Source organism: Arthrobacter sp. zg-Y20 (assembly GCF_030142075.1).
Lineage (GTDB): Bacteria > Actinomycetota > Actinomycetes > Actinomycetales > Micrococcaceae > Arthrobacter_B.
Genome location: NZ_CP126241.1, coordinates 922,308 through 938,362, shown reverse-complemented (window position 1 = coordinate 938,362; position 16,055 = coordinate 922,308). Strand labels below are relative to the sequence as shown.

The 16,055-nt window shown below is 64.6% G+C and carries 13 protein-coding genes and 1 pseudogene; 8 read left to right on the top strand and 6 right to left on the bottom strand.

Going from position 1 to position 16,055, the window contains the following annotated elements:
• Positions 1–3 precede the first annotated feature (3 nt).
• From QNO06_RS04525 to QNO06_RS04505, 5 genes are all read left to right on the top strand, one after another.
• Complete coding sequence (locus QNO06_RS04525; RefSeq protein WP_227914241.1) at positions 4–1,218, top strand: ROK family transcriptional regulator; 1,215 nt, start codon at positions 4–6, stop codon at positions 1,216–1,218.
• A gap of 221 nt (positions 1,219–1,439) precedes the next feature.
• A complete protein-coding gene (gene mmsA, locus QNO06_RS04520) occupies positions 1,440–3,005 on the top strand; it encodes a multiple monosaccharide ABC transporter ATP-binding protein (protein WP_227914242.1) in 1,566 nt (521 codons plus the stop codon).
• Positions 3,002–4,294, top strand: a complete 1,293-nt coding sequence (gene mmsB / locus QNO06_RS04515; protein WP_227914243.1) for a multiple monosaccharide ABC transporter permease — start codon at positions 3,002–3,004, stop codon at positions 4,292–4,294. The genes mmsA and mmsB overlap by 4 nt, the downstream gene beginning before the upstream one ends.
• Before the next feature lie 55 nt (positions 4,295–4,349).
• A complete protein-coding gene (locus QNO06_RS04510; protein ID WP_227914244.1) occupies positions 4,350–5,432 on the top strand; it encodes a substrate-binding domain-containing protein in 1,083 nt (360 codons plus the stop codon).
• 199 nt (positions 5,433–5,631) lie between these two features.
• Complete coding sequence (locus QNO06_RS04505) at positions 5,632–6,720, top strand: Gfo/Idh/MocA family protein (protein ID WP_227914245.1); 1,089 nt, start codon at positions 5,632–5,634, stop codon at positions 6,718–6,720.
• Positions 6,721–6,844: 124 nt separating this feature from the next.
• On the opposite strand, the gene QNO06_RS04500 is transcribed toward QNO06_RS04505, so the two are convergent.
• From QNO06_RS04500 to QNO06_RS04490, 3 genes are read right to left on the bottom strand one after another with little or no spacing between them, the layout of a single operon-like run.
• Positions 6,845–7,441: a DUF3618 domain-containing protein gene (locus QNO06_RS04500; protein ID WP_227914246.1), complete on the bottom strand. Its 597-nt coding sequence runs from the start codon at positions 7,439–7,441 to the stop codon at positions 6,845–6,847.
• Positions 7,438–7,872 (bottom strand): phage holin family protein, encoded by a 435-nt coding sequence (locus QNO06_RS04495; RefSeq protein ID WP_227914247.1) that lies wholly within the window; start codon positions 7,870–7,872, stop codon positions 7,438–7,440. The genes QNO06_RS04500 and QNO06_RS04495 overlap by 4 nt, the downstream gene beginning before the upstream one ends.
• Positions 7,872–8,651: a hypothetical protein gene (locus QNO06_RS04490; protein ID WP_227914248.1), complete on the bottom strand. Its 780-nt coding sequence runs from the start codon at positions 8,649–8,651 to the stop codon at positions 7,872–7,874. Before QNO06_RS04490 ends, QNO06_RS04495 begins: the two co-directional genes overlap by 1 nt.
• 172 nt (positions 8,652–8,823) lie before the next feature.
• Between QNO06_RS04490 and QNO06_RS04485 the strand changes: the two genes are divergently transcribed.
• From QNO06_RS04485 to QNO06_RS04475, 3 genes and pseudogenes are all read left to right on the top strand, one after another.
• A complete protein-coding gene (locus QNO06_RS04485) occupies positions 8,824–9,366 on the top strand; it encodes a hypothetical protein (RefSeq protein WP_227914249.1) in 543 nt (180 codons plus the stop codon).
• A gap of 5 nt (positions 9,367–9,371) precedes the next feature.
• Positions 9,372–10,838, top strand: coding sequence for a glutamate-cysteine ligase family protein (locus QNO06_RS04480; protein ID WP_227914250.1), 1,467 nt, complete (start codon positions 9,372–9,374; stop codon positions 10,836–10,838).
• 208 nt (positions 10,839–11,046) lie between these two features.
• Positions 11,047–11,439 (top strand): annotated as a pseudogene (locus tag QNO06_RS04475) (Hsp20/alpha crystallin family protein); the annotation flags it as partial.
• A gap of 321 nt (positions 11,440–11,760) precedes the next feature.
• Here the strand turns inward: QNO06_RS04475 and QNO06_RS04470 are convergent.
• From QNO06_RS04470 to purH, 3 genes are all read right to left on the bottom strand, one after another.
• Complete coding sequence (locus QNO06_RS04470) at positions 11,761–12,726, bottom strand: bile acid:sodium symporter family protein (RefSeq protein ID WP_227914251.1); 966 nt, start codon at positions 12,724–12,726, stop codon at positions 11,761–11,763.
• Positions 12,727–12,857: 131 nt separating this feature from the next.
• The gene (locus QNO06_RS04465) at positions 12,858–14,093 is read right to left on the bottom strand and encodes an NADP-dependent isocitrate dehydrogenase (protein WP_227914252.1); all 1,236 of its coding nucleotides are present in this window, start codon (positions 14,091–14,093) and stop codon (positions 12,858–12,860) included.
• 178 nt (positions 14,094–14,271) lie between these two features.
• Entirely contained in the window at positions 14,272–15,885 is a 1,614-nt protein-coding gene (gene purH, locus QNO06_RS04460; protein ID WP_227914253.1) for a bifunctional phosphoribosylaminoimidazolecarboxamide formyltransferase/IMP cyclohydrolase, read from the bottom strand.
• Positions 15,886–16,055 lie beyond the last annotated feature (170 nt).

The window sequence follows — 16,055 nt, the reverse complement described above, 5'->3', positions numbered from 1 at the left end:
TTTATGCCAGCCGATCCATCCTCAGCGTTGAGGACAGTCCCGACCACGGGCTCAGAGAGCTCCAAACCGGGCTCCCAAAGCGCCCTGCGCGAACGTAACCGCCAGCGCATCATCACCGCCCTGCTGGCCTCCGGACCGCAGACCCAGGCCGAATTGTCCCGGCAGACCGGACTCTCCAGCGCCACCGTATCCAACATCGTGCGCCAGCTGCATGAGGACCATCTGGTCAGCACGGAACCGACCACCAGTTCCGGACGGCGCGCACTTTCCGTGCGGCTGAATGACACCGGTGCCGTGGCGGCGGGCATCGACATCGGCCGCCGCCACGTCCGGGTGGTCCTGGCCTCCCTGGGCTACCGCATCCTGCAGGAAGAATCCGTGCAGCTGCCACTGGGACACTCGGCCGCTGAAGGCATGGACGCAGCCGCCGCGCTGCTCGCCCGGCTGCTGCGCCGGCAGGGCGTGAACCGCAGTGCCGTCCTCGGCGCCGGCGTCGGGATTCCCGGCCCCATTGACCGGCGGACCGGCACGGTGGTCCAAGGCGCCATCCTGCCCGAATGGGTCGGCATCAACATGCGCGCGGACTTGGCGGACCGCCTCGGCATGCCGGTCTTCATCGACAACGACGCGAACCTCGGTGCCCTCGCGGAAGTGACCTGGGGTCCGCACGGAGGCACGGCAAACCTCATCTTCATCAAAGTCGCCTCCGGCATCGGAGCAGGGCTGATCATCAACGGCTCCCTGTACTACGGTCACGTGGGAATCACCGGCGAGATCGGCCACGCCACCATCAACGAACAGGGCGTGATCTGCCGCTGCGGCAACCGCGGCTGCCTGGAGACCATTGCCTCCACGTCCACCATGATCGAACTGCTGGGCCGCGCCTCCAACGGCCCCGTCACCACCGCGGACATCCTGGCCCGGGCGGCCGCCAAGGACCCTGCCACCCTGCGCGTCATTGACGACGCCGGAGTGGCCGTGGGGCGTGCAGCGTCCAATTTGGCCAACACCCTGAATCCGGAAACCATCGTTATCGGCGGTTCCCTGACCGACCTCGGGGACTGCTTCCTGGAGCCGGTCCGCCGCGGCCTGCTCCGCCATGCCGTCCCGCTGGTGGATGAGACCACCGCGGTGCAGATGTCCTCCCTCGGGGACCGCGCCGAGGCACTGGGCGCGGCCGCACTCGTCCTGCAGGAACAGGGCGCCCCGGCCCGTTAGTCCTGCTCCGGCAGTTTTTGGGCCTCAGGAAATCCGCGTCATTCCGCCACTTTGCGTTCAAGACTTGACGGCAGTGCCTGTGACCCTGTTAACTTCGTTATCGGCTCACCTGTGGGCCATGTCACGACAAAGAGGTCACATGGAGGCACTCATGCGAGCAGTAACAGCTCCGGCAGTGAACGCGCCCAGCGCGCACTGCCCCAACGGCGGGAACAACGCCCATGTCGGCTAACCCGTTCATTCTGGAAATGCGCTCCATCACCAAGGAATTCCCCGGTGTTAAAGCCCTCTCGGATGTGTCCCTGAAGGTCCGTGCAGGCGAAATCCACGCCATCTGCGGTGAAAACGGTGCCGGCAAGTCGACGCTGATGAAAGTCCTTTCCGGCGTTTACCCGCACGGAACGTACACCGGCGATATTGTCTTCAACGGCAACGACGTCCAGTTCCGCGATATCCGTTCCAGCGAAGCCGCCGGAATTGTGATCATCCACCAGGAACTGGCGCTGATCCCGGAACTGTCCATCGCGGAAAACATCTTCCTGGGCAACGAACCCACACGGTTCGGCGTCATCGACTGGGACAAGGTCAACTTCGACACCCTGGACCTCATGGAGCGGGTGGGCCTGAAGGAAGACCCCACCACCCCCATCAAGGACCTGGGCGTAGGCAAGCAGCAGCTCGTGGAAATCGCCAAGGCGCTGAGCAAGTCCGTTAGGCTGCTGATCCTCGACGAGCCCACCGCAGCGCTTAACGAAACCGATTCCCAGCACCTGCTGGGCCTGATGTCCGGGCTGCGCGACAAGGGCATCTCCTGCATCATGATTTCGCACAAGCTCAACGAAATTGAGCAGATTGCCGACTCGATCACCATTATCCGCGACGGCAAGTCCGTGGAGAGCATCGACGTCGCCGTCGAAGGCGCCGACGAGGACCGCATCATCCGCGGCATGGTGGGGCGTTCGCTTGAATCCCGCTTCCCGGACCACACTCCCAAGATCGGCGAGACCTTCTTCGAGGTCCGCGGCTGGACCGTCGGCCACCCGGCCATTGCGGACCGGCTGGTCTGCAAGGGTTCGGACTTCCACGTAAAGCGCGGCGAAATTGTCGGTTTTGCCGGGTTGATGGGCGCCGGCCGCACCGAGCTGGCCCGGTCCATTTTCGGCCGCTCCTACGGAAACTACATTTCCGGCCAGATCATCAAGGACGGCAAGGAAATCACGCTCAAGAGCGTGCACTCCGCCATCAACCACGGCCTGGCCTACGTCACCGAGGACCGCAAGACCCTCGGCCTGAACCTGCTGGATGACATCAAGGCCACCACAGTTTCCGCGGACCTGAAGAAGATCACCCGCGGGCTGGTGGTGGACGACGACGCCGAGTTCCGCCACGCCGAGGAGTACCGCAAGTCCCTGCGCACCAAGGCCCCAACCGTGGACGAAGGCGTTTCCAAGCTTTCCGGCGGCAACCAGCAGAAGGTTGTCCTGGCCAAGTGGATGTTCACCGACCCGGATCTGCTGATCCTGGACGAACCCACCCGGGGCATCGACGTCGGCGCCAAGTACGAGATTTACGGGATCATCCAGCAGCTGGCCAACCAGGGCAAGGGCGTCATCGTGATCTCCTCGGAGCTGCCCGAACTGCTGGGCCTGTCAGACCGCATCTACACCATCTTCGAAGGTGCCATCACCGGAGAGCTCTCCAAGGACGAAGCCGACCAGGAGAACCTCATGAGGCTCATGACCTCCCCCGCCAAGAAAACCTACGCCGCACAAGGAACCCTTTCATGAACGCCATCAAGCAGCTCCTGGGCGGCAACGGCCGCCAATTCGGGATGATCTTCGCCCTGGGCATCCTCGTTGTCCTGTTCCAGCTCCTCACCGGGGGCAAGACACTCACGTCCACGAACATGATCAACCTGTTCAACGGCAACTCCTACATCCTCATCCTCGCCGTCGGCATGGTCTTCGTGATCATCGCCGGCCACATCGACCTCTCCGTCGGATCCGTGGCCGCCTTCTCCGGCATCGTCGTCGCCATGGCCATGCGGGACTGGGGACTGCCCTGGTACGCCGGCATCATCCTGGGTCTGGTGGTGGGTGCCGCGATCGGCGCCTGGCAGGGCTTCTGGGTCGCCTACGTCGGCATTCCGGCGTTCATCGTCACGCTGGCGGGCATGCTGATCTTCCGCGGTGCAAACCAGTGGGTCGGCAAGTCCAACACAGTGCCGGTCCCCTCCGAATTCCAGTTCATCGGCGCCGGTTACCTGCCCGAAGGCGGCCCCATCCCGGGCTACAACAACCTGACGCTGCTGATCGGCCTGGTCCTGTGCGCCGCGGTTATCTACGGCGAAATGCGCAAGCGCGGCCGCAATGCCAAGCTCGGCACGGCCAACCCGCCGGCCTGGGTGCCGGTAGTCAAGATCGGCCTGCTCTGCGCCGTCATCCTTTACGCCACGTACCTCTTCGCCACCGGCCGTCCGGGCACCTCCTTCCCGGTCTCCGGCATCATCCTCGGCGTAATGGTCCTGTTCTACGGTTTCGTCTCCAACAAGACCATCCTGGGCCGCCACGTCTACGCGGTGGGCGGTAACCGGCACGCAGCCGAGCTCTCCGGCGTGCAGGGCAAAAAGGTCAACTTCATGGTCATGATGAACATGTCCATCCTGGCCGCCCTGGCGGGCATGATCTTCGTTGCCCGCTCCACCGCCTCGGGTCCGTTCGACGGCACCAACTGGGAGCTGGACGCCATCGCGGCCGTCTTCATCGGCGGTGCAGCCGTCTCCGGCGGCGTCGGTACCGTGGTGGGTTCCATCGTGGGCGGCCTGGTCATGGCCGTACTGAACAACGGCCTGCAGCTGCTGGGCGTTGGCGCTGACCTGACCTCCATGATCAAGGGCCTGGTCCTGCTGCTCGCCGTGGCACTGGACGTCTACAACAAGACCCAGGGCAAGCCCTCAATCACCGGCCTGCTGATGCGCAACCTGGGCGGCAACAAGCCCAAGCCCGCACCCGCCGTCGTCGACGCCACCCCGGAAATGCCCACGGGCACCAAAACCGTCATCTCCACCGACGCCTAATCCTTTCCATTGACCGGCAATATCCTCCAGTACCGCTATCAAGAAAGAGAACATCATGCGTAAATTCGCAAAGTCCTTCGCCGTTGTCGCAACGGTGGCAGCACTGTCGCTGTCCGCCTGCGGCCGCGAAGAAGAATCCGCTTCCGGATCCGAGTCCGGCTTCGGCGAAGGTGCCGCCATTGGCGTTGCCCTGCCGCAGAAGACCTCCGAAAACTGGGTCCTCGCCGAGAAGCTGTTCAACGACGGCCTCAAGGACGCCGGCTTCGAAGGCCAGGTCCAGTTCGCCAACGGCGGCGTGTCCGAGCAGCAAAACCAGATCAGCTCCATGATCACCAACGGTGTCGAGGTCCTGATTGTCGGCGCTATCGACGGCAAGCAGCTCGGCTCCCAGCTGCAGGATGCCAAGGATGCCGGCATCACCGTCATTGCCTATGACCGTCTGCTGACCAACACTGAAAACGTTGACTACTACGTGGCCTACGACAACTTCAAGGTTGGCGAGCTGCAGGGCCAGGCCCTGCTGGACGGACTGAAGGAAAAGAAGCCCGAGGGTCCGTACAACATCGAGCTGCTCGCCGGATCCCCGGATGACGCCAACGCCCAGGTCTTCTTCGACGGCGCCATGAGCGTGCTGAAGCCGGAAATCGAATCGGGAAACCTCAAGGTCGTTTCGGGCCAGACTGAGTTCAACCAGGTTGTAACCCAGGGCTGGAAGGCTGAGAACGCCCAGAAGCGCATGGACACCCTGCTCTCGGCCAACTACGCCTCCGCTGAGCTGGACGGCGTCCTCTCCCCCAACGACACCCTGGCCCGCGCAGCACTGACCTCGGTTGAGGCCGCCGGCAAGACCCTGCCCGTCATCACCGGCCAGGACTCCGAGGTTGAGTCCGTGAAGCTGATCATGGAAGGCAAGCAGTACTCCACGATCAACAAGGACACCCGCAACCTGGTGAACCACTCCATCGAGATGGTCAAGGATCTGGCTGCCGGTGAAGACGTCGAGGTCAACGACGACGAGAGCTACGACAACGGCAAGAAGGTTGTTCCGGCCTACCTGCTGGAGCCGGTCATCGTCACCAAGGCCAACGCTGCCGAGGCGTACGCCAATGACCCGACGCTTTCCCCGCTGGTCAAGTAGCACCACCGGTACACTGCTGCCGTAATAACCCGCCCCTTTAGGGCGGAACAGCCCGGGCTCCCCGCTACAGGGGACCCGGGCTGTTCCATCTGCCGGCGCCGGCCATCCGCGAGGACTGCCTGCCGTCCGGGCCTAGGCCCCGGAACCCGGCAACCATAGAGTATGGGGTACTCCCTCAACGACGCGGAAGACGAGGACCATGACTGCCGTTCAACACATTCCCACACCACCCTGCGTACAGCCGGGCGCCCCCAGCCCCGTCCAGTCCACCGGCCGGACCCTGCGCTGGGGCGTAGTTGCCACCGGCAACATCGCCGAGCGTGTCACCGAAGACATCGCCCGGCTCGAAGACGCCGTCCTGCAGGCGGTCAGTTCGCGCCGGCAGGCCACTGCTGAGGACTTTGCCGAACGCTTCGGCTTTGCCGCCAGCTACTACGATGCCGACGGGATCCCGGGGTACGACCAGCTCTTCGCCGACGGCGACGTCGACGTGGTCTACATCGCCTCCCCGCATGCCCAGCACTATGAAATTGCCCGCCGGGCCCTGGAAGCCGGCAAACACGTGCTGTGCGAGAAGTCCATGACCATCAATGCACGGGAGGCCGAGGACCTCATTGAGCTGGCCCGCAGCCGCAACCTGTTCCTGATGGAGGCCGTCTGGACCCGCTTCCTGCCCTGCATCAACCGGATCTGGGAGCTGGTAGCTTCCGGGGAACTCGGGGACATCAACTGGGTCCAGGCGGACCTCGGCTTCCCTGCTCCCTACGATCCGGCCAGCCGGCTATGGGACCCTGCTGCCGGCGGCGGCGCCCTGCTGGACCTGACGGTCTACCCGCTGACCTTCGCCCTGGGCACCCTCGGATACCCGGAGACTGTGCACGCGGTGGGCACCCTGAATCACCAGGGGGTGGACAGCCAGAATGCCCTGACCCTGGGATACGCTTCCGGCGGGTTCGCCCAGCTGACCTCTTCCCTGGTCTCCTCCTGCCCCCGGACTGCCCTTATTTCCGGCAGCAAGGGCTGGCTTCGCACCGGTTCGCCGCTGCACAACCCGGTGGAACTCACCATAGTTCCGCATACGGGCGAGGCACGGGTGGAGCGCTTCCCGCAGGTCGGCAACGGCTACACGTACGAACTGCGGGAGGTCACGCGGTGCATCCAGGAGGGACTGGTGGAGAGCCCCACCATGACCTGGGCTGATTCGCTGCGCACCATGAAGCTCTTTGATGCCGCGCGGGCCCAGATGGGCGTGCTTTACAGCAACGACGAAGCCGCGCTCCCCCGGTAGGGCTTTCCTTCCGTCCACCGGGTTAAAAACGACGGCGGCGCCGCACCCTTGCAGGTGCGGCGCCGCCGTCGTTATTGCCCTTCTCCCCGGCCGTCAGCCCGGGAGCGGCTGCATCCGGCACCGGTTAGGCGTTGCGGACGTTCTGCGGTGCGTCGGAAGCAGAATCCTTGACGTCCGCGGCGGCCGCCTGCCCCTCGGACTTCACGTTCTGCGCGGCGTCGGTCGCAGTGGACTTGATGTTCTCCATTGCTTCCTGTGCGGGCTCCTTGAGCCCCTCCGCCATTTCCTTCGCGGCGCCAGCCAGTTCGTCCGTCATCGGCTGGGCGGCGGTCTTGATGTTGTCCGCAGCGACGCGTTCCTTCTCGCTGGCGGGGATCAGGGAAGCGGCCAGCAGGCCGGCGCCGAAGGCGATCAGGCCCGCTGCCATCGGGTTGCCCTGGGCCTTGTTGACCACGCGGCCGGGAGCGTCGGAAACGGCCGAACCGGCAGCGGACATTCCGTCGGAAACGCTGCCTCCGGCGTTTGACGCGCTGTTGCCCATGGAATCAGCCACACCCATCACCTTGTCCTTTACTCCGAAAACCTTGTCCTTCACCTTGTCCGTCTGGCGCTGGACGATGTGGGAGGGAGTTACTTTGTCCGCCACAGCGTCAACGTTGGTACCCAGGCGCCGGCGGGTTGCTTCAATATCGGCGCGGATCTCATCAGGGTTTTCACTCATCGTGTTTCCTCGCTTGGTTTCATGGTCTGGGGAATTTCCTGCAGTGTTTCAGACGTCTGCGGCATACCGTTGATCTTCTTCATCTCAGTGCGTCCGCGGCTGGCCAGGACTGCGGCGATGATCGCCCAGATAACGGCCACGATCACTGCGGACCAGCCGAAGCCGATGGCCGTGGTGCCCAGTGCGTACCAGAGCGCCACGGAGAGGAAGAGGAGAACGAAGTACCCGGCGACGGCGGCTCCGCCGAACATTCCCGCGCCCTTTCCCGCGCGGGACGCAGACTGCTTGAGTTCGACCTTCGCCAGGTCCACTTCCTGACGCATCAGGGTGGACATGTCCTGGGTCACCTGGCCGAGCAGATCACCCAGGGAGGTGGTTTCCGCCTTCGCCTGTGCCGCAGTGGGTGGCATTTCGGGCATTTCGGTACTCATCAGTGCCGACCACCGCTGTAGGGATCAGCTGCGGGAACGCCGGTGTTCGGCGTGGGCGGCAGCGTCTGTGCCGAGGCGGGGCCGGTGCCGGCCGGGCGGACCGGCTCGCTGCCGAACGGGTCATCCAGTGCTCCGGTACTGCCGGCGGTTCCGGTGGTGCCGACGGTCGGCTGTGCGGCAGGGGCCTGCGGAACCGGCGCCGCCACGTGCTGTCCGGAGGAACCGGCGGTTGCGGTGCCCTGCTGGGGACGGCCGGCGCTGATGCTCTTGTTCAAGCGGCCGGCAAGGAATCCGGCGCCCGCTGCAATGGCAAGGAAAGCCATGGGACGCTGGCGGGCAAAGCCCTTCACTTCGTCAACGAGGGAGCCCGGCTCGCGGCCGTCCAGCCAGGTGGCCACGGAGGAGGCGCGGTTGGCGGCTTGGCCGACGAGGTCCGTGGCGACGCCGGACTGTCCCGACTGTGCCATGGAGTGCAGTTCATCGGCCATGGAGCGCAGGCCTTCGGCTACCTTCTGCTGCTGCACCCCTGCCTGCTCAGTCAGATCCGAGCGGGCCTGCGTGAAGAGATCCTTGGCGTTGCTCTTGACTTCAGAGGCGACGCCTGCCGCCTCGGTCTTGGCCGTGTCAGCCACCTGTGCTGCGTTGCCCTTTGCCTGCTGGGCAATGTCACCGGCCTGCTGCTTGGCAGCGTCGGCCTTGGCTGAGGCGGTCGAATCGCTGGCGCCTCCGGCCGGAGTAGCCGCATGGCTTCCATCGCGCGGGCTGTAATTCTCTGTCATCATCGCTCTCTTTCGTCATTCCAACTGCTGATCAAGATCGGATGTTCCGGATTCACCAATACTAAGCACACTTAGTTCTCAATGTGTAGCGTGTTAGGATCATAAGTGCCCTTGCTAATGTTTACCGCGCGTGGTTGTCTTTTTTGCACCAACAACCCACAGGAGCAATACATTGGCTGCAACCCTGATTACGCGCTCTGTACACGACCTCACCGCCGCGGCTTGGTTCGGCGGTTCACTGATGGGCGCCGTTGGCCTCAACGGTGCCACGGCGGAGGCCAAGGATCCCACCGAAAGGGCCCGTCTTTCCGCACTGGGCTGGAAAAAATGGGCACCCATCCAGGCCGCTGCCATTGGCATGCATTTCCTGGCCGGACTCGCCCTGGTCGGCGACAACAAGACCCGCATCGCTGCGCAGGAAGGTGTTGGGCGCTCAACCGCCTACAAGACGGTGCTAACGGTCCTGGCGGCAGTGGTGACCCTGTACTCCGGCATCCTCGGAAGCAAGGTGGAAAAACTCTCCGACCAGGGCAGCCAGGGCGCCACGGAGCCCCGCGCCGGCGCTTCCGATGAACTCAAGTCCGCGCAGCGCCAGCTGAAAATCCTCCAGTGGAGCATTCCAGCCCTCACGGGCACCGTGGTTGTGATGGGCGCCCAGCAAGGCGAGATGCAGCGTCCCATCAATGTCTACGAGGGCTTGAAGAAGAAGAAGTAGCGGCCATGGGTGCTGAAGTCTCAAGCAGGACCTTCAGCCGGGCGCAGCGGACGGCGTACCGCCAGCGCCTGCTGGAGAACCTGGACCATTTCGCCCATTACCTGTCGACGGCGCAGTTTGCCGATTCGGCCAGTATTGGGTTGGAACTGGAGCTAAACCTCACCAACCGGGACTTTTCGCCTGCCCTGCGCAACCAGGCCGTCCTCGAGCGCATTGCCGACCCGGCATTCCAGACGGAAATCGGCGCCTTCAATATCGAAATGAACCATCCGGCCATGTCGGTGGGGCAGTTCGGCCTGAAGGATCTCGAGGACAGCCTGCGGGCCCAGCTCAACCGGGCCGACGAGCGGGCGGCACAGGAGTCCGCGGACATCATGATGGTGGGGATCCTCCCCACCCTCACGCCGGGCTTCATGGACGGCTGGGAGTGGCTCAGCAGCGGACAGCGGTATGCAGCCCTTAACACCTCAGTGCTGCAGGCCCGTGGCGAGGATGTACTGCTGGACCTCTCGGGGCCGGAGCCGCTGTCCTTTTACGCCCAGAACATTGCCCCCGAGGCAGCCTGCACCTCGGTGCAGCTGCACCTGGAGGTCTCCCCCGAGGAGTTTGCCCCGGCCTGGAACGCGGCTCAAATGATAGCGGCGCCGCAGGTTGCCCTGGCGGCGAATTCGCCGGTCTTTATGGAGCACCTGCTCTGGCATGAGACCCGGATTGAACTGTTCAAGCAGGCCATTGACACCCGGCCGCCGGAAATGCGTAACCAGGGCGTCCGCCCGCGTGTGTGGTTCGGTGAACGGTGGATCACCTCCATCTTCGACCTGTTCGAGGAAAATGTCCGGTACTTCCCGGCGCTGCTTCCCGAACTGTCCGGTAACGGCGGGGAAACCACCCCGTTCGGGGCGCCCCTGCTGCCGGAACTCCGGCTCCACAACGGCACCGTTTACCGTTGGAACCGGCCCATCTACGATCCGGGCAGCGGCACACCGAACCTGCGGTTGGAGAACCGGGTCCTTCCCGCCGGTCCGTCCGTGCTGGACGTGGTGGCCAACGCTGCGTTCTACTACGGGCTCGTGGAATACATCCGCACCGCAGACCGTCCTCTCTGGAGCCGGGTGGCATTCAAGACCGCCTCGGACAACTTCCTGACCTGCGCCCGTCACGGCCTGGAAGCCACGGTCTACTGGCCCGGCATCGGCGAGATTCCCGTGGCGGAACTGATCGTGCGGCACCTGATCCCCCAGGCCGCAGAGGGACTGCGGGACCTGAAGGTGGATGCCTCCCTGATTGACCGGTACCTCAATGTGGTCACCGAGCGCGCCCGGACCGAGCAGAACGGGGCCGCGTGGCAGATCGCCATGCTCCGCCGGCTCGAGGAGTCAGGCCTGTCCCGTCCGGCAGCCCTGAGTGAACTGTCCCGGCGGTACTGGGAGAACATGCACAGCAACGCGGCGGTGCACTCCTGGCCGCTGTGAGCACCGTACCCGCGGTGCCCAACGGCCCCGGGGCCGGATTACGGCTTCCAAGCCGCGATCCATCGCCGTGACCTAGCACTCACTATTAGCGAGTGCTAGCGTGATTTGCACCGTTGGGCCACTGCGGCTCAGCCTGTTTCTCCGTTTTCCAACAACCGGCAACACCACCGGTGCCCGGCGGGCGCCGGCGCAAGAGGAGTTGATGACAATGGCGATGAAGTTTGACCCGTTCCGCGAACTCGACCGGATGGCAGGGGCGCTCCTTGATCCACGGCAGCGACTGCGGCTGATGCCCATTGACCTCTACCGCGAGGGCGACCACTACATCATGAACGCGGATCTTCCCGGCATTGATCCGGGCTCAGTCGATGTGGATGTGGACGGGCAGCTGCTCACTATCCGCGCGGAGCGGACCATCCACGCCACCGAGGGAGTCACCTGGCTGACGCGGGAACGGGAAAGCGGAACGTTCCTGCGGCAGTTGAACCTGGGCCAGGGCATTGATATTGACTCCATCTCCGCGAAGTACGAGAACGGCGTGCTCAGCGTGTTCATCCCGGTCAGCGAGCGTTCCAAGCCGCGCAAGATCGAAGTGGCTGCCGCTTACAAGGACGGGCACACCATCTCCGGCCAGACGACGTCGGAGCCCGCGTCGGTGTCCTCCGGCTCAGGCAGCGCCGGCTCAGGCAGTGGCGGCTCAGGCAGTGGCGGGTCCCAGGGCTCCGGCAGCGGCTCCCCCGGCTCGTTCAGCCAGACCAGCGGCGGCTCCGGCGGATCGGGTTCCGGCGGACAGTCCTCCTCCGGGGGCCCCACGTCCTCGGGTGACCAAGGCGCCGGCATCTAGCTGCTTCCCGACGCAGCAGGCCCCGGGTTTCCACCCGGGGCCTGCTGCGTTGCTGCACACCTGCTGCCCGGCGTGCAGTCAGCGTGAGGGCCGGCGCTGCCAGATCGCGGCCATCAATGCGCCGGAGACGTTGTGCCAGACCGAGAACACGGCCGCCGGCAGAGCTGCTTCCGGTGCGAAGTACTGTTTGGCAAGTCCCGCCGCCAGGCCGGAATTCTGCATACCGATCTCAATGGCCATGGTCCGCCGGGAGGGCACGGGCTGCCGGAACAACTTCGCGGCACCGTAGCCCAGTCCCAGGCCCAGGCCGTTATGCAGCACAACGGCCAGCAGGATCAGCCAGCCCGCAGTGAAGATGGCCTCGGAGCTGCCCGAGACGACAGCAATCACCACGAAGGTGATGGCCGCTACCGAAACCCAGGGCAGGACCGGCAGCACCCGGTCAACCAGCTTCGGCACCAGGTACCGGATCACCAGCCCCAGTATCACCGGGATCAGGACGATCTGAACAATGGACCAGGCCATGTTTCCCGCATCGACGGCCATGTACCGGCCAGCCAGCCACAGAGCCAGCAACGGGGTCAGCAACGGGGCCAGCAGCGTGGAAACGGAGGTCATGGCCACGGACAGCGCCACGTTGCCCCGGGCCAGGTATGTGACCACGTTCGACGCCGTGCCTCCGGGGGCGCAGCCGACCAGGATCACGCCGGCCGCCAGTTCCGGACTGAGTTGAAGCGCCCACGCAATCCCGAACCCCAGCAGCGGCATAATCACGAACTGGGCCACCACCCCCAGCAGGACGGGGAGCGGCTGACGGGCCACCAGGGCGAAGTCGGGAAGGGTGAGAGTCAGGCCCATCCCGAACATAATCAGCATCAGGCCCGGATTGATGTAGGCGGACAGACCGGTGAAGGGCTGCGGGAAAAACAGGGCAACCAGTCCGCCGGCCACAATCAGCAGCGGGAAGACGGTCACCGCTATGCGGGCACTTCGCTCTTCGGCGGCGGAGCCGGGCTTGGACGGTGCGGCGGTGGAGTTCGACATCCCCACATGGTGGCACCGCCGCAACCCCTGCGCTACTTATGACGCCGGTGTTACCGGGCTTAACGGCGACGGCGCGCCGCCCCGGAAAGGGGCAGCGCGCCGTCGTCGTTTTGTGCGGTTCCGCAGTAAAGCTAGGCTGCGACCTCGGCACCCAGACGGGCCTTGAGGTTCTCGTCCAGTGCGGCGAGGAACTCTTCGGTGGTCAGGTACGGCTGCTCGGGTCCAACCAGCAGTGCAAGGTCCTTGGTCATCTTGCCGGATTCAACCGTCTTGATGACAACGTCCTCAAGGGTTTCGGCGAAGTTGATGACCTCGGGGGTGTTGTCCAGCTTGCCGCGGTGCATCAGGCCGCGGGTCCACGCGAAGATCGAAGCGATCGGGTTCGTGGAGGTGGGCTTGCCCTGCTGGTGCTGGCGGTAGTGGCGGGTGACCGTACCGTGCGCTGCTTCGGCCTCAACGGTCTTGCCGTCCGGGGTCATCAGCACGGAAGTCATCAGGCCCAGCGAGCCGAAGCCCTGTGCAACGGTGTCGGACTGGACGTCGCCGTCGTAGTTCTTGCAGGCCCAGACGTAGCCGCCTTCCCACTTCATTGCGGAGGCAACCATGTCATCGATCAGGCGGTGCTCGTAGGTGAGCCCGGCTGCTTCGAACTGGTCCTTGAACTCGGCGTCGAAGACTTCCTGGAACAGGTCCTTGAACTGGCCGTCGTAGGCCTTCAGGATCGTGTTCTTGGTGGAGAGGTACACCGGGTAGTTGCGCTGCAGGCCGTAGGCGAAGGAAGCGCGCGCGAAGTCCTTGATGGAATCGTTGAAGTTGTACATACCCATGGCGACGCCGCCATCTTCGTTGTACGTGACAACCTGCTGCTTGATTTCTTCGCTGCCGTCGGCCGGGGTGTAGGTCAGGGTCAGCGTGCCGGCACCGGGAACCTTGAAGTTCGTGGCCTTGTACTGGTCGCCGTGGGCGTGGCGGCCGATGATGATCGGCTTGTTCCAGCCCGGGACCAGGCGCGGGATGTTGGAGATGATGATCGGCTCGCGGAAGACCACGCCGCCCAGAATGTTGCGGATGGTCCCGTTCGGGGAGACCCACATCTTCTTCAGGCCGAATTCCTCGACGCGTGCTTCGTCCGGGGTGATGGTGGCGCACTTGACGCCCACGCCGTGTTCCTTGATGGCGTTGGCGGCATCAATGGTGACCTGGTCATCGGTTGCGTCGCGGTTCTGGATCGAGAGGTCGTAGTACTTCAGGTCTACGTCCAGGTACGGGTTGATCAGGCGGTCCTTGATGAACTGCCAGATGATACGGGTCATTTCATCGCCGTCGAGCTCTACAACAGAGCCCACAACCTTGATTTTCTCAGCCACACGTACTCCTAGTGTGTTGGTGGGCACCGGAGCATGTCTTGTGGCATGACGGGACCCGTCTTTTTAGCTTGTATTTGAGTCCAACTATGCCACAGCCCACTATCCCGGCCCTAAACCGCGGGACGGTGCATTACCTGCACGGTCCCGCGGTTCCAGGCGCGGGCGGAGCGGGTTTTTCCTAGTGGAAGAAGTGTCGTGCCCCGGTGAAGTACATGGTGACCCCCGCCGCAGCAGCTGCTTCAACCACTTCGCTGTCCCGGATGGAGCCGCCTGGCTGCACCACGGCGCGGACGCCGGCGTCGATCAGGATCTGCAGGCCGTCCGCGAACGGGAAGAACGCGTCCGACGCCGCCACGGAGCCGCGGGCGCGGTCCTCGCCGGCTGCACCCAGGCTGTTGGCGCGTTCGACGGCGAGCCGACAGGAGTCCACCCGGTTCACCTGGCCCATTCCCACGCCTACGGAGGCGCCGTCCTTGGCGAGCAGGATGGCGTTGGACTTCGCCGCGCGGACCGCTGCCCAGGCGAAGGCTAGGTCGGCCATGGTGGCCTCGTCTGCCGGCTCCCCCGCGGCCAGGGTCCAGTTCGCCGGGTCATCGCCCTCGGCCTGCAGCCGGTCCGATTTCTGGACCAGCACGCCGCCGGAAACCTGCCGGAATTCAGCGGCACTGCGACCGTAGCCGTCCGGCAGGGCAAGCAGCCGGATGTTCTTTTTGGCGCTGAGGATGTCCACGGCCTCCGGCTCGAAATCGGGGGCGATCACCACCTCGGTGAAGATGTCCTTCACGGTCTCGGCCATGCCTGCCGTGACGGTCCGGTTGGCGGCGATGACTCCGCCGAACGCCGAGACCGGATCGCAGGCATGCGCCTTGGCGTGCGCATCCGCAATGGGATCCGCTGCACCGGGCGAGGCCACGGCGATGCCGCACGGGTTGGCGTGCTTGACGACGGCGACGGCCGGCTCATCGAAATCAAAGGCGGCGCGCAGGGCGGCGTCGGCGTCGACGTAGTTGTTGTAGGACATGGCCTTGCCGTGCAGCTGGTCGGCCTGAGCGACGCCGGGCTGTCCGTCCTGCTCTACGTAGAGGGCTGCGTCCTGGTGCGGGTTTTCGCCGTAGCGGAGCACTTCGGCGCGTTCCAGGGCCAGGCCGGTGAAGGCCGGCCACTTGGAGCCGTCTTCGGTCCCGTCGCCGAACTGCTCTGCGGTCCAGGTCGCAACTGCGTTGTCATAGGCGGCGGTGTGGGCAAAGGCTTCGGCGGCGAGCCGGCGCCGCTGGGCCAGGTCGAAGCCACCCTCGGCTGCTGCGGTGACGACGTCGGAGTATTTGTTCGGGTCCACCACCACTGCAACGGACGGGTGGTTCTTTGCGGCGGCGCGGACCATGGAGGGACCGCCAATGTCGATCTGCTCCACCACGTCATCCTGCGCTGCGCCGGAGCGGACGGTTTCCACGAAGGGGTAGAGGTTCACCACCACGAGGTCGAAGGGTTCAATCTCCATCTCCTCCAACTGGGCCACGTGGTCCTCGCGGCGGCGGTCTGCCAGGATCCCGGCGTGGACGCGCGGATGCAGGGTCTTGACCCGCCCGTCGAGGCATTCGGCGAAGCCGGTGACCTCGGAAACCTCGGTGACCTCGATGCCGGCGGCGGCAATCTGCTTGGCCGTGGATCCGGTGGACACAATCCGGACACCGGCTGCCGAAAGGCCCTGCGCCAGCTCCGTCAGCCCCGTCTTGTTATAAACCGAGATCAGGGCCCGGCGGATAGGAACACGGTCAAGGACAGGGTTGCTCACAGCTGACACTCCAAAGGGGTTGATGAAGGGCGTGCAAAAGGCCGTACGGCCATGCGGAAAGTTTATGCCTATGTGCTCCGGACCACGCCTGCGGGGCTGTAACAACGTGTCTTGGCCGCGCTGGGGCCGGGCAAAGACCGGTCCCTGCACGCGATCGAAAAGGCAAAAAT